Origin of the sequence: Streptomyces gilvus (assembly GCF_022513565.1) — a bacterium.
In the GTDB taxonomy this organism is placed as follows: domain Bacteria; phylum Actinomycetota; class Actinomycetes; order Streptomycetales; family Streptomycetaceae; genus Streptomyces; species Streptomyces gilvus.
In genome coordinates this window covers 555,751-575,942 of sequence record NZ_JAKWBE010000001.1, presented here as the reverse complement: position 1 = coordinate 575,942, position 20,192 = coordinate 555,751, and the positions used below count along the sequence as shown (strand labels likewise).

Sequence of the window (20,192 nt, the reverse complement as noted above, 5' to 3'; positions counted from 1 at the left end):
ATCACGGCCCCCCGTCAGGCCGCGCTCAGGACGTGGGAGTGCCAGGCGGGCAGGTCGACGAAGAGCCCGGGGGCGAGCAGCGCGTCGCCGTCGCGGTCGTACGTCACGTCCGTCAGCAGGTCGGTGAGCCGGTGCGATGCTCCGGCCAGGTCGGGCCAGGGCAGCGGGACCCGGCCCTGAGCCGGGGCGTCGGAGTGGTTGACGACGACGAGGTGGCGGGTACCGGGGCCGGTCCAGGACCAGGCGAGCAGGTTGCGGTGGGTGTCGTTGTCGGGCCAGCCGGTGACGGGGAGCAGGCGCCACTCGCCGTCGCGCACGGCGGCGGCCGCCGGGAGCAACCGGGCGTAGAAGGCACGCAGTTGCTCGTCGACCGGCTCCTCGGGGCGGCGGGAGAGGAACACCGGAAGACGGACCGTGCGGCCCTCGAACTGGCCCTCGTGCCAGAGGGTGGCGCCCGGAAGGGTGGCGACGGTGACCGCCGCGGCGCGCTCCCGGTCGCCGGGGAGGGTGGCGGCGGCGCGGGGTTCGTCGTGGTTCTCCAGGAAGCGGACCAGGCCGCGCTGGTAGCCGAGGCCGGCCTGGAGGTGGGCGCGGACCGCGTCGGCGTCCTCGTGCAGGAGGCGGTCGTAGAGGCGCTTGTCGTAGCAGTGGTCGAAGCCCTGCTGCTGGAGCGCCCATTCGAGGTCCCAGTAGGCCTCGGCGACGAACAGCAGGTCCGGGTGGCGGGCGCGGACGCGCGGGACGACGTACGGCCAGAAGTCCTCGGCGGGCGGCGGGCCGACGCGATCGCCCCAGGTCTTGGCGAAGACGTCGTTCATCAGCAGCATCGCCATGTCGCAGCGCACGCCGTCGGCCTGGTCGCCGATGGAGACGAGGGTGTCGACGGTCGCCGCGCGCAGGTCGTCGCTGAAGGCGTCCAGCTGGACGACGTCGGGCCAGGGCGCGAAGTAGGGGTCGCGGCCGCGGGCGTAGATCTGCCCTGCGGCCTGGAGGTAGGCCTCGGGCGAGCGGGCCAGGTCGTCCGCGCTCCCCCGGATCAGGCAGTTCGGGCGTTCGGTGAGCCAGGGGTGGTCGGGGGCGACGTGGTTGGGGACGTAGTCGAGGATCAGCCGCAGGCCGCGCGCGGCGAGTCGGGCGCGCGCCCCGGCGAGGCCGTCCGGTCCGCCGAGGGAGGCGTCGACGACGTAGTTCCGTACGCAGTACGGCGATCCGGCGATGTCCGCGTCGGTGAGGTCGGGCAGCGCCCGGCGGAAGGAGGCGAGCAGGGACTCGTCGCGCAGGGCGATCGCGAGCCCGGCGGGGCTGCGCTCCCACACGCCCATCAGCCACACGGTGTCCACGCCCGGCACGGTGACCTCGTCCCAGGCTTCCTCCGGTACGTCGCCCAGGGTGACCGGACGGTCGTAGCGGGTGCTCAGCTCGCGCAGCCAGACGAGGGTGTTGATCTCGTGGATCACCGTCATGAGAAGGGCTCCCCCTCGTCGGTCGTGAACCGTTCGTGGCGCGGCCGCAGGGAGTCGCGGCCGCCGCGCTGCCAGTCGTCGGCGCTGATCGTGCGGAACACGGTGGCGGTGGCCGCGACCAGCCCGGTCCAGCCGGTCTGGTGGGAGGCGCCGAGGCCCGCGCCGTTGTCGCCGTGGAAGTACTCGTAGAAGAGAATCAGGTCCTTCCAGTGCGGATCCTTGGCGAACTTGGGCTGCGCTCCGTGCACGGGCCGGTGGCCGTCCTCGCCGCGCAGGAAGGTGGCGGTGAGGCGGTCGGAGATCTCGCGGGCGACCTCGTAGAGGTTCATCTGCCGCCCGGAGCCGGTCGGGCACTCCACGGTGAAGTCCGGCCCGTGGTAGGCGTGCAGGTTCAGCAGAGCGCGGATCAGCAGGAGGTTCATCGGGAACCACACCGGGCCGCGCCAGTTGGAGTTGCCGCCGAACATGCCGGAGTCCGACTCGGCGGGCAGATAGCCGACGCCGTAGGTCTCGCCGTGCACGTCGAAGGTGTACGGGTGGGCCGCGTGACAGCGGGAGAGGGACCGGATGCCGTGCGGGCCGAGGAACTCCTCCTCGTCGAGCATCCGGGCCAGGATGCGGCGCAGCCGGTCCTCGCCGAACAGGGCGAAGAGGTAGCGGCCGTCCGCGTCGGGCGCCGCCCGCACGTTCTGGTCGACGAAGGCCTCGACGGCCGGGTGCCGCTTGATGAACTCCCGTGCTCCCTGCACCAGTTCGGGGAAGCCCCGGTGGGCCCGGCCGCCGATCACACTGGTCGCCGCCAGCGGGATCAGACCGACCAGCGAGCGGACCTTCATCGGCTGCGCGCTGCCGTCGGGCAGGCGCAGCACGTCGTAGAAGAAGCCGTCCTCCTCGTCCCACAGGCTGGTGTTGTCCTTGCCCATGCGGTTCATGGCGACGGCGATCCAGGCGAAGTGCTCGAACAGCATCTGTGCCTGCTCGACGTAGACCGGGTTGTCGACGGCGAGTTCGATGGCGATCTCCAGGAGGTTCTGGCAGTACAGGGCCATCCAGGCGGTGCCGTCGGCCTGGTCGATGTGACCGCCGGTGGGCAGCGGGGCGCTGCGGTCGAACACGCCGATGTTGTCCAGGCCGAGGAAGCCGCCCTGGAAGACGTTGTTGCCGTCGACGTCCTTGCGGTTGAGCCACCAGGTGAAGTTCTTCGTCAGCTTCTGGTAGGCGTTCTCCAGGAAGGCGCGGTCGGCGTTCCCGGTGCGGTGCTTCTCCAGTTCGTAGACGAAGAGGGTCGCCCAGGCGTGCACGGGCGGGTTGACGTCGCCGAAGTTCCACTCGTACGCGGGGATCTGGCCGTTGGGATGCAGGTACAGGCGGCGCAGCAGCAGTTCCAGCTGGGACTTGGCGAAGCCGATGTCGACCATGGACAGGGCGATGGTGTGGAAGGCGAGGTCCCAGGCTGCGAACCAGGGATACTCCCAGGTGTCCGGCATCGACATGACCGCGTCGTTGACCATGTGGTACCAGGCGCTGTTGCGCAGGCGGGGGTCGGCGGCCAGGGGGTCCACGCCGTGCTCGGCGAGCCAGCGCTCGACGTCCAGGTAGTAGTACTGCTTGCTCCACAGCATCCCGGCGAGCGCCTGCCGCACGACCCGCCGCTCGTCCTCGCCCATGGTGTCGGGCAGGACGCTGTCGTAGAAGGCGTCGGCCTCGGTCCGCCGCGCGTCCATCGTCGTGCCGAAGTCGCCGAAGGGGTCGGCGAGTTCACGGTCGCTGAGGCGCAGCCGGACGGTCGCGCTGGCACCGGCGGGGACGGTCAGGACGGTGTGCAGAGCGGCCTTGGTGCCGGTCTGTGCCGGGTTGACGGCAGCGGTGTCGCCGTGGACGACACAGCGGTCGATGCCGTCCTTGACGTAGGGCGTGGTGTTCGGACTGCCGAAGATGCGCTCGTTGTTGGTCTCGTTCTCGGTGAACAGGGCGGTGGCGTCGGTGTCGTGGTAGAGCCAGCGCGGGCCCAGTTCCTCGTGGTCGGCGCGGATGCCGTCCGGGGTCTTGGTCAGGCTCGGTACGGCGTCTCCGCCCGCCCAGGACCAGGTGTGCCGGAACCAGAGGGTCGGCAGCAGGTGCAGGGTCGCCTCGTCGGGGCCGCGGTTGTGGACGCCGATCTCGATCAGCAGGTCCTCGGGGCCGGCCTTGGCGTACTCGACGAAGACGTCGAAGTAGCGGTCCTCGTCGAAGACCCCGGTGTCGAGGAGTTCGTACTCGAAGTCGTGGCGGGTGCGGGCGCGGTTGGTGTCCACGAGGTCGGCGTAGGGGTACTCGCCCTGCGGGTACTTGTAGAGGTACTTCATGTAGGAGTGGGTGGGCGTGGAGTCGAGGTGGAAGTAGTACTCCTTGACGTCCTCGCCGTGGTTGCCCTCCTGGTTGGTCAGGCCGAACATCCGCTCCTTCAGGATGGGATCGCGGCCGTTCCACAGGGCCGGCGCGAAACAGAGCCGCTGCTTGTCGTCGCTGACGCCGGCGATGCCGTCCTCGCCCCAGCGGTAGGCGCGGGAGCGGGCCTGGTCGTGGGTGAAGTACGACCAGGCGTCGCCGCCGGGGCTGTAGTCCTCCCGTACGGTCCCCCACTGGCGTTCGCTGAGGTACGGCCCCCAGCGGCGCCAGTCGGCCCAGGACGCGTCGGCGTCCGCCAGCCGCTGCCGCTCGGCGCCCGTCACACCGCTGTCCGCCGCCATGACCGCCTCCTCACACCCGCGCAACGCCCCCAGCCTCGACGCTCCGGGACGGCGCCGCAATGCCTGAGCGGCGGAGGAGGGAGTTCAGCTCGGGCGGAACCGGTCGGGCTTCAGGTGGCCGGTACGGGGAACAGCATGCAGCTGCTCGTCGCGTGGGCGAGGAGGCGGTCGGTCGGGTCGAGGAGTTTCGCCTCGGCGAGGGCGGTGCGGCGGCCACTGCTGACGACGCTGCCGACGGCACGGACCTTGCCGGTGTCGGCCGTGACCGGGCGGAGGAACTTCACCGTCAGGTCCAGCGAGGTGTAGGCCATGCCCTGTGGCAGGGTGGACTGCACGGCGCAGCCCGCCGCGGAGTCGAGCATCGTGGCGTAGATGCCGCCGTGGACGCTGCCGATCGGGTTGTAGTGCTCCTCGCCGGGCTCCAGGGAGAACACCACGTGCCCGTGGTCCACCTTTTCGAGGGCCATGCCCAGGGTGGCGGCGACCGGCGCGGTGGGCAGGCGGCCGGCGAGGATCTCCCGCAGGAACTCCAGCCCCGATCCCCGTCCCACGGCGCCTGCCGAGATCGCGGGGTCCTCCCAGTCGTACGTCCGCGTGCGTTTCATGCGCCTGCACCATCTCCCTGACTCTTTTCCCCGAAGCTAGCCGCGGGTCGAGCTGACTGTCAATGACAGAGTCAGGGGCCTACGATGGCCCGTATGAAGTGGCTGGAGACGAGCACGGAGAACTGCACCGTCCAGCGCACGCTCGACCTGGTCGGCGAGAAGTGGACGCTGCTGATCCTGCGGGACGCCTTCAACGGAGTGCGCCGGTTCGACGAGCTGCGCCGCCATGTCGGTCTCTCGGACGCCGTCCTCTCCGACCGGCTGCGCAAGCTGGTCGCCGCCGGGATCCTGAACACCGTGCCCTACCAGGAGCGGGGCAGCAGGACCCGGCACGAGTACCGGCTCACCCCCAAGGGCCGCGATCTGTGGCCGGTCCTCGTCGCGCTGCGGCAGTGGGGCGAGACGTACGTCGCCGATCCGGAGGGCCCCGTCATCGAGATCCGGCACCGCGACTGCGGCGCCCCGGTGCGGGTCGTGGTCGAGTGCCCCGACGAGCACACCGCCCTCGCCCCCACCGAGGTCACGGTCCACCCGGGACCCGCCGCCCGGCCCGTCCCGCGGCCGTAGGGCCTGCCTGAGGCGCCCTACCGCGGCTTCAGGGCGGGCAGCTTGAGGGCCGGCCGCTTGCGGAGCAGCAGGCGTCGCGCCGGTACCTCCACCGCCTCGTACAGCACCCAGGCCAGCCCCAGCGACACGGTGAACGCGACGGCCGTGGTGGCCAGGCCCGTCGTCACGCCAAAGCGCGGGGAGGTGCCGAGCAGGCCGGTCGCGGCCCGCAGCACCAGCAGGTGGATCATGTAGAAGGCGAAGGACAGTTCCCCCAGCCGTACCAGCCACCGGCGCCGCCACAGCGAGGGCAGACCGCGCAGGTCCGCGAGGGCCGCCGCCGGGATCAGCAGCGCGAAGCCGATGACCGTGCAGGTCGTCGCGGGGTAGCCGGAGGTGACCTGGGGGACGAGGAAGTAGCCGATGACCGCCAGGGCCAGCGAGGCCTCCAGACCCGGCCCGCGCCAGCGGTCGAGCAGCACCAGCCGGGCCACGGCGGCGCCGATCACGAACTCGGGCAGCCGTGCCGCAGGGAAGGAGTACAGCGGCTGGTCCGCCCAGTGGTGCGCGTCCGCCCAGGCCAGCACGAACACCGCCAGCAGCGCGAGCCCGGCCAGTGCCGCCGCGCCCCGGGCGCCGAGACGGCGCAGCAGCAGGGCGAGCAGCGGGAAGGTGCCGTAGAAGAACGCCTCGCAGGCCAGCGACCAGCTGACCGGGTCGAGGGTCTGCCACCAGGGGCGCCACCAGGAGTGCACCAGGAAGGCGTTGGCCAGACCCGCGGTGAGGGTCGGTCGGTTCTGGTGGGCCAGGGTGAAGGCCATGACGAGGGCGACGGCCGCGGTGACCAGGTGGACGGGCAGGATACGGGCGATGCGGCGTCTGAAGAACGGCAGCGCGCGGTCGCCGGGCCGGGCGGACCACATCAGGACGAAGCCGGAGAGCACGAAGAAGAACGACACTCCGTTGGCTCCGGCGCCGAAGGCCCACGTCATCACGCGCTGGCCGGTGCCGTCGAAGTAGTGGAAGTTGTGCACGTGCAGTCCGAAGACCAGCAGCGCGGCGATCCAGCGCAGTCCGGTCAGGGACGGCAGCGTGGGCGCCGCGGCGGGGCGGGGAATCCTGTTCTTCGGTGTGCCGGTGGTCTCGGTGGCGGTGGTCTCGGTGGCGGTGGCGGGCGGCGTCCCGGGCGCTCTGGTCGCCGTCGTCATCGGGTCGCCCTCCCGGGGATGTGCGTACGGGGCATGAAAGGGAGCGTTGCCTGTTCGTCGTCTTCCAATCGGTCCCGTAGCTAACGTCACACCGATGGCGGGGGTTACGAGATCCGTCCTGGTGTTAGGCAGCGGTTACCGGTGGGTCTATCGTCGGAATCGTGGGCCAACGCATGGGAGGTCGGCCGGTGATGCCGCAGGACGAGGCCGTGATCGGCTGCATCGGGAAGGTGCTCATCGGAACCCGGGGTACCGGGGGTCCCGGTGAGGTCCTGGTGCCGGTCCGGGGCGGCTCGGAGACCTTCATAGCCTGGTCCGACGAACCCTTGCCGACGGGGGCGACGGTGCTCGTGATCGAGTCACGTGGGTGTCGTGAGGTCGGCGTCATCGAGTGGAGGGATCCACTCGGAGCGATCGGCGACCGTGCCGACGCGGACTGAGGAGTAGCAGAATGTTCGGTTACCGCGTTCCCGCTCCCGACGAGGCGATGCTGATCTCGGGTGGCAGGCGGGGACTGGGGGGCGCGCCGTTCCGGGTGGTGACGGGGCACGGGAAGTTCGTGCTGCCGTTCTTCCGAAAGACCCGTTTCCTCACGCTGGCGATGTGCGAGTCCGAGGTCACGGAGACCTGTGTGACCCGGCAGGGCATCGCGTTGAACGTACGTGCCGTCATCGCGTTCAAGGTCGGCAACGACACCGAGAGCATCATCAACGCCGGGCAGCGTTTCCTCTCGGACCAGGAGCAGATGTCGGTGCTCACCGGCCGGATCTTCGCCGGTCATCTGCGGGCCATCATCGGCTCGATGACGGTCGAGGAGATCGTCACCGAGCGCCAGAAGCTCGCCGCGGAGGTGCTGGACACCTCGAAGACGGAGATGGCGAAGATCGGTCTGATCGTGGACTCGCTGCAGATCCAGTCGATCGACGACGGCGACGCCGGCTACATCGACGCCATGTCCGCGCCGCACCGGGCGGCCATCCAGCGGCAGGCCCAGATCGCCCAGGCGCAGGCCACCCAGACGGCGGCCGAGGCGCAGCAGGAGGCGGCGCGCAAGCAGGCCGAGTACGCCCGGCAGACCGCCGTCGTCCAGGCCGAGTACTCGGCGGAGGTGGACCGCGCGCAGGCGCAGGCCGCGCAGGCCGGACCGCTGGCGCAGGCGCACGCCCAGCAGGAGGTGCTCGCCGCGCAGACCGAACTGGCCCAGCGGCAGGCCAAGTTGCGCCAGCAGCAGCTGGTGGCGGAGATCGTGAAGCCGGCCGAGGCGGAGGCCGAGCGGATCCGGCTGCTCGCCCAGGCGGACGCGCAGCGCATGAAGATCCAGGCCGAGGCGGCCGCCTCGTACGACCGGGTGGCGCTGGACCGGATGCTGATCGACCAGCTGCCGCAGATCGTGAAGGAGGCCGCGGGCGGTCTCGCCGGCGCCAACGTCAACGTCCTCAACGGCGCGGACGGTCTCGGTGAGATCGCCGCCGGTCTGGTCTCGCAGGGTCTGACGATCCTGGACTCCGTCCGGCAGAACCTGAGCGGCGGCCAGGACGGCGAGAGCCGCCCGTCCGGCAACGGCGTGCTGGAGCTGCGCGCGAAGGACGAGCGCAAGTCCGACGACGGTCCGGTCAACGTCGACTGATTCCCTCCGAGGTCCCCGTCCCCGACGGGGACCTCGGCATAGTCTGGCCCCCATGGGCGACAGCGACTTCAGCGACCTGCGCGGTGCCCGGTTCGAGCGCGCCGCCATGGACGGGGCACGCTTCACGGCGGTGGGGCTGAACGGGGCGAGGTTCCGCGGCTGCGGGCTGAACCACGTCGTGATGCGCGGTGTGGAGCTGGTGGACACCACCATCGACGGCGAGATCGGGAACCTCGTCGTCAACGGCGTGGACGTGGCGCCGCTGGTGGAGGGGGAGTTGGACCGCCGCCACCCCGACCGGCCGAAGTTCCGGCCCACCACCGCCGACGGGTTCCGCGAGGCCTGGGACCTCGACGAGCGGCTGTGGGAGGCGGCCGTCACGAGGGCCCGCCGGCTGCCTCCAAAACTGCTGCACGCATCGGTCGACGGCGAGTGGTCCTTCGTCCAGACCCTGCGCCACCTCGCCTTCGCGAGCCAGTCCTGGGTGGAGCGCTGCGTGCTGGGCGTCCCGAGCCCCTGGCACCCCCTGTCGCTGCCCTGGGACGAGATGGTCCCCCGCCCGGGCGTCCCCCACGACCGCACGGCCCGCCCGCCCCTCGACGAGGCGCTCGCCCTCCGGCTGGCGGCGATGGCGACGGTACGTCGCGTGGTGGACGGCCTGACCGACCGGCGACTGGACGAGCGCACCGAGCCCCTGGTGGGCCCCGGCTGGCCGGACGAGGGCGCGGCCTTCCCCGTACGGGAGTGTCTGCTCGTCGTCCTCAACGAGGAGTGGTGTCACCGGATGTACGCCGAACGCGACCTGACGGTCCTCGAGAAGCGGAGCTGAGCGCGTGGAACTCGCCTTCACGGGCCGGGTGATCGAGTGGCGCGGTCCGGCGCCCTACTACTTCGTGCCCGTGCCGGACCAGGAGTCCGCCGACATCCGCGAGGTGGCCGCGCTGGCCTCCTACGGCTGGGGCGTGATCCCGGTCGAGGCACGCATCGGCGAGAGGGCCTTCGCCACCTCGCTGTTCCCCAAGGACGGCGGCTATCTGCTGCCGCTGAAGAACGCCGTGCGCGTGCCGAGCGGGCTGTCCGCGGGAGACGACGTGGCGATACGGATGACGGTGCGGCTGTGATGCTGCTTCCCGACATGCCGCTGCACGATCCGTTCGTCGTCGCCGACGACACGTCCCGCACGTACCACCTCTACACGTCCAACGACCCGTCGGTGTCGGGGGTTGAGGGCGTCGGCACGATGGTGTACCGCAGCCGCGACCTGCGTGAGTGGCAGCGGCCCGTCGTGGTCTTCCTCGCCGGTGAGCAGACGGGGATCTGGGCGAGCGACGGCGGCTGGGCCCCGGAGGTCCATCCATGGGACGGCCGCTACTACCTGTTCACCACCCTGCACGACGAGAACAGCCCCCTTCCCGTCCCTCCGCCCAACCGCTGGGGCACGCCCTTCCAGTTGGCCAACCACCTGCGTGGCACGGTCACCGCCGTCTCGGACTCGCTCCTCGGTCCCTTCACCGTCGTCGACCCGGCCGGCCCCACCCCGCCCGCGCACCTCATGACCCTCGACGGCACGCTGTACGTCGATCCGTCCGGACAGCCGTGGATGGTGTACGCGCACGAGTGGCTGCAGACGGTCGACGGCACCATGGAGGCGGTCCGGCTGGCCCCCGATCTGTCCCGGACGGTCGGGGACCCGGTGTTCCTGTTCAAGGCGTCGGACGCGTCCTGGCTCGGCGAGCAGATACCGGCGGGCGTGCCGGCCCAGCTCCCGCCGTACATCACCGACGGCCCCCAGCTATACCGCACCCCCGACGGCTCGCTGCTCATGCTGTGGTCGACGTACGAGAAGAACACGGTCGGCCCGGACGGAAACATCAGCGGCGGTTACGTCCAGACCTACGCCGTCTCCGAGTCCGGTGAGCTGACCGGCCCTTGGGAACAGCAGCGGCCCCTGGTCCGGGACGACAGCGGGCACGGCATGCTCTTCCGCACCTTCGAGGGCGAGCTGATGATGATCCTGCACCGCCCCTTCGACAACGCCCGCGGCAAGCTGTACGAGATGCGGCTGGACGGCCATGAGCTGCGCGTGCTGCGACAGCGCACCGACCTCGACGGCGGCGGGTGACCACGAAGCCCCCTGAGCCGCCCGTCACCAGCTCACCCGGGCCGCCACCGGCAGGTTGGTCGCTGCCGGTGGCGGGGAGCACCCAGGCGCTGTCCGGCCTCACTCCCCTGACCAGGATCTGGTCGATCCGCTCCACCGGGAACCTCGCCGGCCAGCTGAAGCCGAAGCCGGCTCCGGGCTCGTCCTGCGCCGAGCGCAGCTGCTCGCTGACGCCGGCGAGGGCGCGGTCGTCCATGGTGCCGTTGAGGTCGCCGAGCAGCACCACCCGCTTGACGTGTTCGGCGGCGACGGCCTTGGCGAGCGCCTGCGCGCCTCTGTCCCGCGAGCCGGTCCAGAAGCCGACCCGGGGGTTCACGCGCACGGATCCCAGGTGGGCCACGTACACCGCCAGCGGCCCCTGCCAGGTGGTGACGGTGGTGCGCAGTGCCCGGTTGTAGGTCAGCTTCTCGGCGGCGGACTTGGTGGCCGCCAGCGGCCCGTAGTCGGTGGCGAGGTCGACCGGCCGGGTGTCCGACAGGGGCAGCCCGCTCCACAGCCCGACGGTGCCCAGCACCCTGTGGTAGCGGTACCTCTTCGCCAGCTCCTTCTCGTACGTGCCCCGGGCCCGCTCGGTGATCTCCTCCAGGGTGTCCGAAGCGGACGCGAAAGGCCGCCCTCCCGTGATCGGAAGAACGGCCTGCGACCTGCGATGAAGCTGGTCGGGACGACAGGATTTGAACCTGCGACCCCTTGACCCCCAGTCAAGTGCGCTACCAAGCTGCGCCACGTCCCGCTGCCCGTCTGACCTGGGGTTTCCCCCGGGCCGACGTGCTAGGAAACCATACCGCACTCCGGTCCGTGATCGCGCCCGGCTTTCCCGCGGGGCGGACGGCCCCGGTGTCTCAGCCGTCGGCCGGCAGCCCCAGCTCGGGGTAGGCCTCCAGCAGCCGGGTGGGAGCCGCCTGGCGCCAGGAGTCGGCGAGGATGTCCCGCAGCTCCCCCTCGCCCTCCAGCGCGGCGAGGCGGACCCGCACCCAGGCGAACTGCGCCTCGTGGCCGGCGATCCAGAACTTCTCCGGCTCCGCCAGCACCAGCTCGTCGCGCTCCTCCCTGGGGCAGCGCACGGCGATGGACGTCTCGTCCTCGGGCAGCGTGGCGAACATCTTCCCCGCGACCCGGAAGGTGGGCATGCTCCAGGCGACCTTCTCCGCCGTGTCCGGCAGGGCAAGGGCGATACGGCGTACGTCTTCGGCATCCTGCATGCCCCGCACGGTAGCGGCTGCCACTGACAACCACCTGGTGAGGACGTCAGCCGTCGGTTTCCCGGGCGCCGGCGAGCCGCTTGTAGTAGATCGACGTCGGCCGCAGGACACCGTCGGGACGGGCCGCGTAGTCCGGTATCGCGCCGACGCGGGTCCACCCGGCCGTGTCGTAGAGCCGTTCGGCGAGGCTGTCGGTCTCGGTGTCGAGGTGCAGCAGGGTGACGCCCGCCGCGGCCGCCGCGGACTCGGCGGTGGCCAGGAGCGTGCGGCCGATGCCTCGTCCGCGGGCGTCCCGGCGCACCATCAGCTTGACCAGTTCGGCGCGGTGCCGACTGTTGGGCTTCTCCGGGAAGGCCAGGCTGACGGTGCCGAGCGTGCGCCCGCCGTCACGCGCCGCCCACACCGCGAGCCGCCCGGCCGCCACGCCGGCCACGCGCTCCTTCCACCAGACGAGGGCCTGTGCGCGGTCCAGCGGCGCGAGGAAGCCGATGGAGGCTCCGCCGTCGACGGTGTCGACCAGCAGGTCGGCCAACTCCTCCACGCGCGCGTGCAGTTCGCTCACGTCCAGTCGCTCCACCCTCACGGCAGCACCACCGCGAGCACGTACCGGACCTCCTCGGCACCGGCGCACCGGAACCGCGTCGGACCCCACACCCGCAGCCGCAGACAGTCCCCGGTGCCGAGCCGGTGCTCCACGTCCTGTGCCGTCACGTCCAGCTCCCCCTCGAAAACCCAGATGTGCTGTTCGAGACCGGGCACCGGCGGCCGGTCGTACGCGATGTCGGCGCCCGTCGCCAGCCGTCCCTCGACGAGCTCGCCGCGCAGCCCGGCGTGCGGCGGCGACACCGAGCGCCGTACGAAACCGGAGGCGCGGTCCTCCCACACCGGCTGCTCGGTGGCCGGCACCAGCAGCGCGGGCTCCGCCTCGACCTCGCTGAGCAGCCGGGACATGGTCCGGCCGTAGACATGACACAGGCGGTTCAGGAGCGCGGCGGTCGGGCTGATCTCCGCCCGCTCGGCCCGCGACAGCGTCGACCTGCTGATCCCGCTCCGCTCCGCCAGCTCCCCCAGCGACCAGCCCCGTTCGGCCCGCAGCTCGGCGAGGCGCGCGGCGAGCCGGGCGTCCACCGGGTCCGGGGCGATCTCCTCGATGCTTCTCATATCCGGGACGCTATCCCGGATATGAGACACATGGGTTACGGAAGTCTCACAGCTCCGCCGTCCCTCGCGGGGCGTCCGGCCTCGCGGTCTCCCCGGGTGCGTCCGGCCCCGCCGCCTCCCCCAGCGCCTCCAGCACCGGCCGGATCAGCGGATGCTCCTCGGCGCCCCGGCGCACCGCCGCGAAGACCCGCCGGGTCGGCGCGACCCCGTCGACGGGACGGACGACCACTCCGGCCAGGTCCATGCCCTGCAACGCCGACCTCGGTACGAGCGCCACCCCGGCGTCGGCCGCGGCGAGGGCGACGACGGCGCGGAAGTCGTCCGAGGAGTGCTCCAGGCGGGGCTGGAAGCCGGCCGTCTCGCAGGCCAGGACGACCACGTCGTGGCAGGGGTTGCCGGGGTAGGGGCCGATCCAGGGGTCCTTGGCCAGGTCGGCCAGCGGGATCACGGCGGCGTCGGCCAGCCGGTGGCTGACCGGCACCACCGCGTCGAAGGGCTCGGCGTACAGCGGGACGTGCGCGAGGCGCGGGTCGTCGGCCGGCGGAGCCCCGCGGTACTCGACGGCGACGGCGACGTCCACCTGCCGGTCCAGCACCATCGGCAGGCTGGCGTCCCCCTCGGCGTCCTGGACGCGCAGGCGGATGCCGGGCGCGGTGACGGCGAGGCGGGCCACCGCCGGGGCCACGACCTGGGCGATGCCGGTCGCGAAGGAGGCGACGGTGACCGTGCCGGCGGCGCCCGATCCGTACGCGGCGAGCTCGGCCTCCGCCCGCTCCAGCTGGGCGAGGACGGCGTTGGTGTGGCTGAGCAGGATCTCGCCGGCCGGGGTCAGCCGCACGCCCTTGGCGCCGCGCTCGACCAGCCGGTGGCCGGTCTCCTGCTCCAGGGCGGTGAGCTGCTGGGAGACCGCGGAGGGGGTCAGATACAGCGCGGCGGCAGCCGCCGTCACCGTGCGGTGGTCGGCCACCGCACGGAGGATGTGGAGTCGCCGCGCCTCGATCATGGGATCGATTATCGCAATATGTCCCGGACGGTCGGGCCGGGTCAGCCCTCCAGCTCGGCCCGGGCCGCCACGAAAGCGTCCACGGCACGGTTGACGTCGTCCGTCGAGTGCGCGGCGGACAACTGGACGCGGATACGGGCCTTGCCCTGCGGCACCACCGGGTAGGAGAAGCCGATCACGTACACGCCCCGCTCCAGCAGCAGCTCCGCCAGCCGGGCCGCCTTCGCCGCGTCACCGATCATCACGGGCGCGATCGGGTGGTCGCCGGGGAGGATCTCGAAGCCCTCCTCGGTCATACGGCGGCGGAAGAGCGCGGTGTTCTCGGTGAGACGGACGCGCAGGTCGTCCGCCGCCTCCAGCAGGTCGAGCACCTTCAGGGACGCGGCGGCGATCACCGGGGCCAGCGTGTTGGAGAAGAGGTACGGCCGGGAGCGCTGGCGCAGCAGGGCGACGATCTCGGCGCGGGCGGCCACGTAACCGCCGGAGGCGCCGCCGAGGGCCTTGCCGAGGGTGCCGGTGACGATGTCGACGCGGTCCATGACGCCGTGCAGCTCGGGGGTGCCGCGGCCGCCGGGGCCGACGAAGCCGACGGCGTGCGAGTCGTCGACCATGACCATGGCGTCGTGCCGGTCGGCGAGGTCGCTGATCTCCCGCAGGGGTGCCACGTAGCCGTCCATGGAGAAGACGCCGTCGGTGACGATCAGCCTGCGCCGCGCACCGGCCGCCTCCTTCAACTGCCGCTCCAGATCGGCGAGATCACGGTTGGCGTAGCGGAAGCGGCGGGCCTTGGACAGGCGGATGCCGTCGATGATCGAGGCGTGGTTGAGGGCGTCGGAGATCACCGCGTCCTCGGCGTCCAGCAGGGTCTCGAAGACACCGCCGTTGGCGTCGAAGCAGGAGGAGTACAGGATCGTGTCCTCCTGGCCGAGGAACGCCGACAGCCGCGCCTCCAGCTCCTTGTGGACCTCCTGCGTGCCGCAGATGAAGCGGACGGAGGCCATGCCGTAGCCCCAGCGGTCCAGGGCCTCGTGGGCGGCGGCGACCACCTCGGGGTGGTCGGCGAGGCCCAGGTAGTTGTTGGCGCAGAAGTTGAGGACCTCGCCGGGCCGGCCGCCCGCGGTCACGTTCACGGTCGCGGACTGGGGGGTGCCGATCACCCGCTCGGGCTTGTGCAGACCGGCGGCGCGGATCTCGTCGAGGGTGGCGCGCAGGTCGTCGCGCACGGAGTCGAACATGACGGAAGCTCCTGAAGCGGTGAGGGGGTTACGCGGTCCAGTCGAGGATGACCTTGCCACCGCGGCCGCTCGCCGCGTCGGCGAAGGCCGCCTCGAAGTCGCGGTGGCCGTACCGGCCGGTGATCACGGGAGCGAGGTCGAGGCCGCCCTCCAGCAGCACCGACATCGCGTACCAGGTCTCGAACATCTCCCGGCCGTAGATGCCCTTGAGGGTGATCATCGAGGTGACGATCCGGGCCCAGTCGACGGGGAACTCCTCGGCGGGCAGGCCGAGCATGGCGATACGGCCGCCGTGCGTCATGTTGGCGATCATGTCCCGCAGCGCCTCGGGCCGTCCGGACATCTCCAGACCGATGTCGAAGCCCTCGCGCAGGCCCAGCTCCCGCTGTCCGTCGGCGATGGCGGCCCGCGACACGTCCAGCGCCAGGCTGACCCCGATCTTGCGGGCCAGTTCCAGCCGCTCCTCGCTGACGTCGGTGACGACGACGTTGCGGGCGCCCGCGTGCCGGGCGACGGCGGCGGCCATGAGGCCGATCGGTCCGGCGCCGGTGATCAGCACGTCCTCGCCGACCAGCGGGAAGGACAGCGCGGTGTGCACGGCGTTGCCGAACGGGTCGAAGATCGCCGCGACATCGAGGTCCACGGGCACCCGGTGGACCCACACGTTGGCGGCCGGCAGGGCGACGTACTCCGCGAAGGCCCCGTCCCGGCCGACGCCGAGCCCGACCGTGGCGCGGCACAGATGACGCCGCCCGGCGAGGCAGTTGCGGCACTTGCCGCAGACCAGGTGGCCCTCGCCGCTGACCCGGTCGCCGGGCTTGATGTCCGCGACGTCGCGTCCGATCTCCACGACCTCGCCGACGAACTCGTGACCGACGATCAGCGGCGTGCGGATCGCGTGTTGCGCCCAGCCGTCCCACGCCCGGATGTGCAGGTCGGTGCCGCAGATGCCGGTGCGGAGCACCTTGATGAGGACGTCACCGCGTCCGACGGCGGGCTCCGGGACGTCCGCGAGCCACAGACCGGGCTCCGCCTTCTCCTTGACCAGCGCCTTCACGCCATGGCTCCTGTGCTCGGGGACCCGGACGCGGGCACGCCGAAGCGGGCCCGCGTCCGGGGAGGGGGGTGGAATCACCTGCAATCTGCCGCACCGGACCACCCCCGGTCCATCGAGCTTTTCTTAAGCCGCGCCGCAGCCTGGCTTCACGCCTCCTCGCCCAGGCGGGAGACGTGGTGGCGGGCGAGGCCGCTGGTCGGCGGTGCGGCGGCGGCGCTGGTGCCGGCCGTGCTGTTCGGCGGCACGTTCCTGGGCGTGTCCGGCCCGGGCCGCCGGGGCTCATCTGCGCTTCCCGCGCTCGGTGGCCCTGCTGACTACCGGATAGTCCGTCGGCCGGATCCTCGGCCCGCCGGCCGTCGCCCAGCCGCTGCACCACGGCTACCGGCCGGCCCTGCTGCCCGCGGCCGCCGTGGTCCTCGCCGCGGCCGGAGGCCGCCGCCATACTGCGGATCGGCCTACCGCACCACATGGTCGTAGAAGGACACACAGCAGCCTCGGGGCGGCGAGAATCGAGCAAGGACGCGGACGCTCTCGTCCCGCACTCGGCCAACTAGTGGAGCCGCTCATGACCACCGCACGGGACCTCGCGATCGTCGCCCTGGAGGCGGCACCGGACCGGCCCGTCGAGCAGGGCGACCTGTCGCTCGCGCTCGCGGGAGCCGAGGTGTTCGACCTGATCGAGGCCAAGGCGCTCGTCCTGGACGGTAACCGCATCCTGCCGAGCGCCCAGGCGCCCACCGGTGACCGGCTGCTGGACGACGCCGCCGACAAACTCGTACGGCAGGAGCCGTACGAGTCGGTCGAGGACTGGCTGTGGCGCCGGGGCCGGGGACTGTCCTCCGCCTACGTCGAGGACTTCGAACGGATCGGGCTGACCACCCGCCCGCGCGGCCAGCGGATTCCGCTGCGCACCTCCCGCACGGAACTGGTCGACTCCGCGGCCCGGCGGGAGGCCGAGGACCGCTGGGCGGCGGGCGAACCGATCCTCGCCGCGCTGGCGGCCGCGGCCGGCATCCGGGACGAACCGGCCGAGGACGCGGAGGCCCTCGCCGGCGAGACGGTCACGACGGTCCTGGCCGCCGTCGGCGACGCGGTGATGGAACTGGAGGCCGTACGCCAGCGCAAGGCGATCGAGGACGCCGCGTTCGACAACGTGTGGCGGGGCTACTAGAGCGCGCCAGCCAAAATCCGGTCGAGAAGGACGGCACGGGCTGCGACGCTGGCCGGATGCTGCTCAAGCTGACCGGATCCAGCGGCGCGGGCAAGACCACGCTCGCGTTCGCCGTCGCCGACCGACTCGACGGGGTCGTCGTGCACGAGTTCGACGAAGTCGGAGTTCCGGATCCTCCGATCCCTCCTCACTGGCGCAATCGCACGACGGAGCTGTGGGTACGCCGCGCACTGGAGTACCAGGCCCGCGGAGCGGATCTGCTGCTGTCCGGCAACTCACCGTTGGGCGAGGTCCTCGCCGCTCCCTCGGCTCCGTCCCTGGACGGGATCGCCGTGTGTCTGATCGACGTCGCCGACACGGCTCGGCGCGACCGGCTCGCCGCGCGCGACGGCGGCCGGTGGGACCAGGAAGCCACCGACGCCTTCTGCGGCTGGGCCGCCTGGCACCGCGGACACGCCCGCGACCCCCGTTTCCGGCCCGAGGTCGTCATCGACGGCAGCTGGCCGGAGATGGCCTGGCACCGGTGGACCGCGTGGAGCGCCGGGGACCCACGATGGCGCACCTGTCTGATCGACACCACGGACCAGCCGTTGGCCCGGTCCGTCGACCGTGTGGAGCGCTGGGTGACCGAACAACGTGCGGCACACCGGTCGGGCCGACTCCCCCTGGCCCGAGGCTGGGCGGACGACACGCCGGTCCCGGCGCGGCTCACAGCAGCGGCAGCCCGTCGGCCTCGCGCCGTTCCAGCCGCGCCACCAGCTCCGCCGCCGAGGACTTGATGGTCTCCAGACCGGCTCTGCCCCAGGGCCGGGGCGCGACGTCGGCCACACAGAGCGTGCCGAGCGTCATGCCTGTGCTGTCGATGAGCGGGGCGCCCAGGTAGGAACGGATGCCGAACTCGTCGACCATCGGATTGCCCGCGAACCGGGGGTAGTCGCAGACGTCCTCCAGCACCAGTGCCTTGCGCCGGACCACCACATGGGGGCAGAAGCCGTGATCGCGGGCGAGTTCACGGCCCAGCACGGGCGTCGTGCCGTCGGGCCTCACGAACGGCGGTGCCACGTCCGGCAGATGCAGCCCCGCGAAGAACTGGCGGTGCTGGTCGATGAAGTTGACCATGGCGTACGGCGCCCTGGTGAGCCCGGCGAGCCGGCCGGCATAGGCGTCGAGATCGGGGTCCGGGCGTTCACCCAGGCCGAGTTGACCGAGGCGCAGGGTGCGGGCCGGGGCCTCCTTGTCCTCCGGGGTGAGCAGCAGACGACCGGCCGGACGCGCGGGGTCGTACCTCATGGGCGGTCACTGGGGGCGGGGGGCATGGGGGCTCCGTGGAGGGTGGGTGTGGGTGCGTGGGCGTGGGTGCGTGGGTGCGTGGGCGTGGGTGCAGGGGCTTGGGTGCAGGGGCTTGGGTGCAGGGGCTTGGGTGCAGGGGCTTGGGTGCAGGGGCTTGGGTGCAGGGGCTTGGGTGCAGGGGCTTGGGTGCAGGGGCTTGGGTGCGTGGGCTTGGGTGCAGGGGCGGCGAGGAAGTGGCATGTCACATACCACTGAAATTCTCAGTGCTATGTCACACATCACCTATGGGCGCCATGACTCGGCGCATGCGCCGGCGCGTGCGCGATCAGATGCCGTACGAGCGTCAGCAACGTCTGCACCCCCGAACTGGAGATACGGGCGTCGCACCGCACCACCGGGATCTCCGGCGGCAGGTCGATGGCGGCACGGACCTCCTCGGGGTCGTAGCGGTAGGAGCCGTCGAACTCGTTGATGGCGACGATGAAGCCCAGGCCGCGCTGCTCGAAGAAGTCCACCGCGGCGAAGCACTCCTCGAGGCGCCGGGTGTCGGCGAGGATCACCGCGCCGAGCGCGCCCTCGGAGAGTTCGTCCCACATGAACCAGAACCGCTCCTGACCCGGCGTGCCGAACAGGTAGAGCACGTGTTCCGGATCGAGCGTGATGCGGCCGAAGTCCATGGCCACCGTCGTCTCGACCTTGTTCTCGATGCCGTCGAGACGGTCGGTCGCGGCGCTGACCGTGGTGAGCAGCTCCTCCGTGCTCAGCGGCGCGATCTCGCTGACCGCGCCCACGAAGGTCGTCTTGCCGACCCCGAAACCGCCCGCGACCAGGATCTTCAGTGCGGTCGGGAAGGGGTCAGAGCTGTCGTCGTAGTCCATCGAGCACTGCCTCCAGAAGGGCCCGGTCAGTCGGGTTGTGGTGGAACTCGGGGGGCTTGGTGGTCAGCGCCCCGCAGTCGACTAGGTCCGACAGCAGCACCTTGGTGACCACCGCCGGCAGCTTGAGATGCGCGGCGACCTCGGCGACCGACACGGGCGCGCGGCACAGGTCGAGCGCCTGCTGGTGCTCGGGGCCGAGGTAGCCGAGGGGCGTGGCCCCGGTGCCCATCACGTGCGACAGGAGGTCGAGGGCGATGCTCGGCCGGGTGCGGCCGTTGCTGACCGTGAAGGGACGCACCAGCCGTCCGGCCGCGTCGTCGAGCCAGGGCCCGTCGCCGGCCGTCGCCACGCTCAAGGCCTCATCGCCGGGGGTTCGACGGACTGCTGCCGGGGTGCGGTGACCAGGTACGGGCGGACGCTCTTGACCAGCATCGCCATCTCGTAGCCGAGGACCGCCGCGTCGGCCTCGCGGCCGGCCAGCACGGCGAGACAGGTGCCGGAGCCGGCGGTGGTGACGAACAGCAGGGTCGAGTCGAGCTCCACGACGACCTGGCGGACCTCGCCGCCGTCACCGAAGCGCACCCCGGCGCTGCGGCCGAGGGAGTACAGGCCGGAGGCCAGCGCGGCCATGTGGTCGGCGCTGTCCGCGTCGAGGCCGTGGACCGACTTCACGAGCCCGTCGCAGGACAGAAGGACCGCACTGGTGGTGTGCGGTACGCGCTGCACGAGACCGCTCATCAGCCAGTCGAGATCGGAAACATGACCGGTCGGCGCATCGCTCGCCATGGTGGATCGACTCCTTGGGGTACGAAGGTCTGCGGGAGCGGCGGGGGTGGGTACGGGGGTGCGGGCTGGG

The 20,192-nt window shown here is 71.6% G+C and carries 22 protein-coding genes, 1 tRNA gene and 1 pseudogene; 8 read left to right on the top strand and 16 right to left on the bottom strand.

Translation table 11 applies throughout. The annotated features are described in order from the left end of the window. Window positions 1-14: 14 nt before the first annotated feature. The 3 genes from MKW14_RS02600 to MKW14_RS02590 all read right to left on the bottom strand — a co-directional run bounded on the left by MKW14_RS02600 (window position 15) and on the right by MKW14_RS02590 (window position 4,797). Window positions 15-1,463, bottom strand: coding sequence for an alpha-amylase family glycosyl hydrolase (locus MKW14_RS02600; protein ID WP_240858491.1), 1,449 nt, complete (start codon window positions 1,461-1,463; stop codon window positions 15-17). Beyond that, window positions 1,460-4,192, bottom strand: coding sequence for an MGH1-like glycoside hydrolase domain-containing protein (locus MKW14_RS02595; RefSeq protein ID WP_240858489.1), 2,733 nt, complete (start codon window positions 4,190-4,192; stop codon window positions 1,460-1,462). The genes MKW14_RS02600 and MKW14_RS02595 overlap by 4 nt, the downstream gene beginning before the upstream one ends. 110 nt (window positions 4,193-4,302) lie before the next feature. Then, window positions 4,303-4,797, bottom strand: coding sequence for a PaaI family thioesterase (locus tag MKW14_RS02590; protein ID WP_240858488.1), 495 nt, complete (start codon window positions 4,795-4,797; stop codon window positions 4,303-4,305). Between the two features lie 93 nt (window positions 4,798-4,890). Between MKW14_RS02590 and MKW14_RS02585 the strand changes: the two genes are divergently transcribed. Next, entirely contained in the window at window positions 4,891-5,364 is a 474-nt protein-coding gene (locus tag MKW14_RS02585) for a winged helix-turn-helix transcriptional regulator (RefSeq protein ID WP_240858487.1), read from the top strand. Between the two features lie 17 nt (window positions 5,365-5,381). Here MKW14_RS02585 and MKW14_RS02580 read toward each other — a convergent pair whose 3' ends face one another. Further along, a complete protein-coding gene (locus tag MKW14_RS02580) occupies window positions 5,382-6,551 on the bottom strand; it encodes an acyltransferase family protein (RefSeq protein WP_240858486.1) in 1,170 nt (389 codons plus the stop codon). A 191-nt stretch (window positions 6,552-6,742) separates the two neighbouring features. Here MKW14_RS02580 and MKW14_RS02575 point away from each other — a divergent pair, with 191 nt between their 5' ends. From MKW14_RS02575 to MKW14_RS02555, 5 genes are read left to right on the top strand one after another with little or no spacing between them, the layout of a single operon-like run. Then, on the top strand, window positions 6,743-6,991 hold the full coding sequence (locus tag MKW14_RS02575) for an NfeD C-terminal domain-containing protein (RefSeq protein ID WP_240858485.1): 249 nt from the start codon (window positions 6,743-6,745) through the stop codon (window positions 6,989-6,991). A gap of 11 nt (window positions 6,992-7,002) precedes the next feature. After that, complete coding sequence (locus tag MKW14_RS02570) at window positions 7,003-8,178, top strand: SPFH domain-containing protein (protein WP_240858484.1); 1,176 nt, start codon at window positions 7,003-7,005, stop codon at window positions 8,176-8,178. Window positions 8,179-8,230: 52 nt separating this feature from the next. Further along, the gene (locus MKW14_RS02565) at window positions 8,231-9,007 is read left to right on the top strand and encodes a DinB family protein (RefSeq protein ID WP_240858483.1); all 777 of its coding nucleotides are present in this window, start codon (window positions 8,231-8,233) and stop codon (window positions 9,005-9,007) included. A gap of 4 nt (window positions 9,008-9,011) precedes the next feature. Continuing rightward, window positions 9,012-9,299, top strand: a complete 288-nt coding sequence (locus MKW14_RS02560) for a DUF1905 domain-containing protein (RefSeq protein WP_240858482.1) — start codon at window positions 9,012-9,014, stop codon at window positions 9,297-9,299. Then, a complete protein-coding gene (locus tag MKW14_RS02555) occupies window positions 9,299-10,300 on the top strand; it encodes a glycoside hydrolase family 43 protein (protein ID WP_240858480.1) in 1,002 nt (333 codons plus the stop codon). The genes MKW14_RS02560 and MKW14_RS02555 overlap by 1 nt, the downstream gene beginning before the upstream one ends. A gap of 118 nt (window positions 10,301-10,418) precedes the next feature. Here MKW14_RS02555 and MKW14_RS02550 read toward each other — a convergent pair. From MKW14_RS02550 to tdh, 8 genes and pseudogenes are all read right to left on the bottom strand, one after another. Next, window positions 10,419-10,853, bottom strand: a pseudogene (locus MKW14_RS02550) (endonuclease/exonuclease/phosphatase family protein); the annotation flags it as partial. A 142-nt stretch (window positions 10,854-10,995) separates the two neighbouring features. Then, a tRNA-Pro gene (locus MKW14_RS02545) sits at window positions 10,996-11,072 on the bottom strand. Window positions 11,073-11,181: 109 nt separating this feature from the next. Next, the gene (locus MKW14_RS02540) at window positions 11,182-11,541 is read right to left on the bottom strand and encodes an MmcQ/YjbR family DNA-binding protein (protein ID WP_240858479.1); all 360 of its coding nucleotides are present in this window, start codon (window positions 11,539-11,541) and stop codon (window positions 11,182-11,184) included. Between the two features lie 46 nt (window positions 11,542-11,587). Beyond that, window positions 11,588-12,124, bottom strand: coding sequence for a GNAT family N-acetyltransferase (locus MKW14_RS02535; protein ID WP_240858478.1), 537 nt, complete (start codon window positions 12,122-12,124; stop codon window positions 11,588-11,590). Then, on the bottom strand, window positions 12,121-12,702 hold the full coding sequence (locus tag MKW14_RS02530) for a helix-turn-helix domain-containing protein (protein WP_240858477.1): 582 nt from the start codon (window positions 12,700-12,702) through the stop codon (window positions 12,121-12,123). Before MKW14_RS02530 ends, MKW14_RS02535 begins: the two co-directional genes overlap by 4 nt. A 46-nt stretch (window positions 12,703-12,748) precedes the next feature. Next, entirely contained in the window at window positions 12,749-13,705 is a 957-nt protein-coding gene (locus MKW14_RS02525) for a LysR family transcriptional regulator (protein ID WP_240858476.1), read from the bottom strand. A gap of 41 nt (window positions 13,706-13,746) precedes the next feature. Further along, window positions 13,747-14,940: a glycine C-acetyltransferase gene (locus MKW14_RS02520; RefSeq protein WP_240858474.1), complete on the bottom strand. Its 1,194-nt coding sequence runs from the start codon at window positions 14,938-14,940 to the stop codon at window positions 13,747-13,749. Between the two features lie 28 nt (window positions 14,941-14,968). After that, window positions 14,969-15,997, bottom strand: coding sequence for an L-threonine 3-dehydrogenase (gene tdh / locus MKW14_RS02515; protein ID WP_240858473.1), 1,029 nt, complete (start codon window positions 15,995-15,997; stop codon window positions 14,969-14,971). Window positions 15,998-16,562: 565 nt separating this feature from the next. Here tdh and MKW14_RS02510 point away from each other — a divergent pair. Then, complete coding sequence (locus MKW14_RS02510) at window positions 16,563-17,168, top strand: GPP34 family phosphoprotein (protein ID WP_240858472.1); 606 nt, start codon at window positions 16,563-16,565, stop codon at window positions 17,166-17,168. A gap of 56 nt (window positions 17,169-17,224) precedes the next feature. Then, the gene (locus tag MKW14_RS02505) at window positions 17,225-17,947 is read left to right on the top strand and encodes an AAA family ATPase (protein ID WP_240858471.1); all 723 of its coding nucleotides are present in this window, start codon (window positions 17,225-17,227) and stop codon (window positions 17,945-17,947) included. Here the strand turns inward: MKW14_RS02505 and MKW14_RS02500 are convergent. The 4 genes from MKW14_RS02500 to MKW14_RS02485 form a co-directional block, all read right to left on the bottom strand. After that, window positions 17,877-18,458: a GAF domain-containing protein gene (locus MKW14_RS02500; RefSeq protein WP_240858470.1), complete on the bottom strand. Its 582-nt coding sequence runs from the start codon at window positions 18,456-18,458 to the stop codon at window positions 17,877-17,879. The genes MKW14_RS02505 and MKW14_RS02500 overlap by 71 nt on opposite strands. 278 nt (window positions 18,459-18,736) lie before the next feature. Then, window positions 18,737-19,336 (bottom strand): GTP-binding protein, encoded by a 600-nt coding sequence (locus MKW14_RS02495; RefSeq protein WP_240858469.1) that lies wholly within the window; start codon window positions 19,334-19,336, stop codon window positions 18,737-18,739. Then, window positions 19,314-19,685 (bottom strand): DUF742 domain-containing protein, encoded by a 372-nt coding sequence (locus MKW14_RS02490; protein ID WP_240858468.1) that lies wholly within the window; start codon window positions 19,683-19,685, stop codon window positions 19,314-19,316. The genes MKW14_RS02495 and MKW14_RS02490 overlap by 23 nt, the downstream gene beginning before the upstream one ends. A gap of 2 nt (window positions 19,686-19,687) precedes the next feature. Beyond that, entirely contained in the window at window positions 19,688-20,122 is a 435-nt protein-coding gene (locus MKW14_RS02485) for a roadblock/LC7 domain-containing protein (RefSeq protein ID WP_240858467.1), read from the bottom strand. Window positions 20,123-20,192 lie beyond the last annotated feature (70 nt).

Coding starts and splice junctions, on each gene's coding strand:
- MKW14_RS02485 (WP_240858467.1), bottom strand. CDS start 20,122: ATGGCGAGCGATGCGCCGACCGGTCATGTTTCCGATCTCGACTGGCTG.
- MKW14_RS02565 (WP_240858483.1), top strand. CDS start 8,231: ATGGGCGACAGCGACTTCAGCGACCTGCGCGGTGCCCGGTTCGAGCGC.
- MKW14_RS02540 (WP_240858479.1), bottom strand. CDS start 11,541: ATGCAGGATGCCGAAGACGTACGCCGTATCGCCCTTGCCCTGCCGGAC.
- MKW14_RS02555 (WP_240858480.1), top strand. CDS start 9,299: ATGCTGCTTCCCGACATGCCGCTGCACGATCCGTTCGTCGTCGCCGAC.
- MKW14_RS02600 (WP_240858491.1), bottom strand. CDS start 1,463: ATGACGGTGATCCACGAGATCAACACCCTCGTCTGGCTGCGCGAGCTG.
- MKW14_RS02575 (WP_240858485.1), top strand. CDS start 6,743: ATGCCGCAGGACGAGGCCGTGATCGGCTGCATCGGGAAGGTGCTCATC.
- MKW14_RS02500 (WP_240858470.1), bottom strand. CDS start 18,458: ATGAGGTACGACCCCGCGCGTCCGGCCGGTCGTCTGCTGCTCACCCCG.
- MKW14_RS02570 (WP_240858484.1), top strand. CDS start 7,003: ATGTTCGGTTACCGCGTTCCCGCTCCCGACGAGGCGATGCTGATCTCG.
- MKW14_RS02590 (WP_240858488.1), bottom strand. CDS start 4,797: ATGAAACGCACGCGGACGTACGACTGGGAGGACCCCGCGATCTCGGCA.
- MKW14_RS02585 (WP_240858487.1), top strand. CDS start 4,891: ATGAAGTGGCTGGAGACGAGCACGGAGAACTGCACCGTCCAGCGCACG.
- MKW14_RS02520 (WP_240858474.1), bottom strand. CDS start 14,940: ATGTTCGACTCCGTGCGCGACGACCTGCGCGCCACCCTCGACGAGATC.
- MKW14_RS02525 (WP_240858476.1), bottom strand. CDS start 13,705: ATGATCGAGGCGCGGCGACTCCACATCCTCCGTGCGGTGGCCGACCAC.
- MKW14_RS02495 (WP_240858469.1), bottom strand. CDS start 19,336: ATGGACTACGACGACAGCTCTGACCCCTTCCCGACCGCACTGAAGATC.
- MKW14_RS02595 (WP_240858489.1), bottom strand. CDS start 4,192: ATGGCGGCGGACAGCGGTGTGACGGGCGCCGAGCGGCAGCGGCTGGCG.
- MKW14_RS02510 (WP_240858472.1), top strand. CDS start 16,563: ATGACCACCGCACGGGACCTCGCGATCGTCGCCCTGGAGGCGGCACCG.
- MKW14_RS02505 (WP_240858471.1), top strand. CDS start 17,225: ATGCTGCTCAAGCTGACCGGATCCAGCGGCGCGGGCAAGACCACGCTC.
- MKW14_RS02530 (WP_240858477.1), bottom strand. CDS start 12,702: ATGAGAAGCATCGAGGAGATCGCCCCGGACCCGGTGGACGCCCGGCTC.
- MKW14_RS02580 (WP_240858486.1), bottom strand. CDS start 6,551: ATGACGACGGCGACCAGAGCGCCCGGGACGCCGCCCGCCACCGCCACC.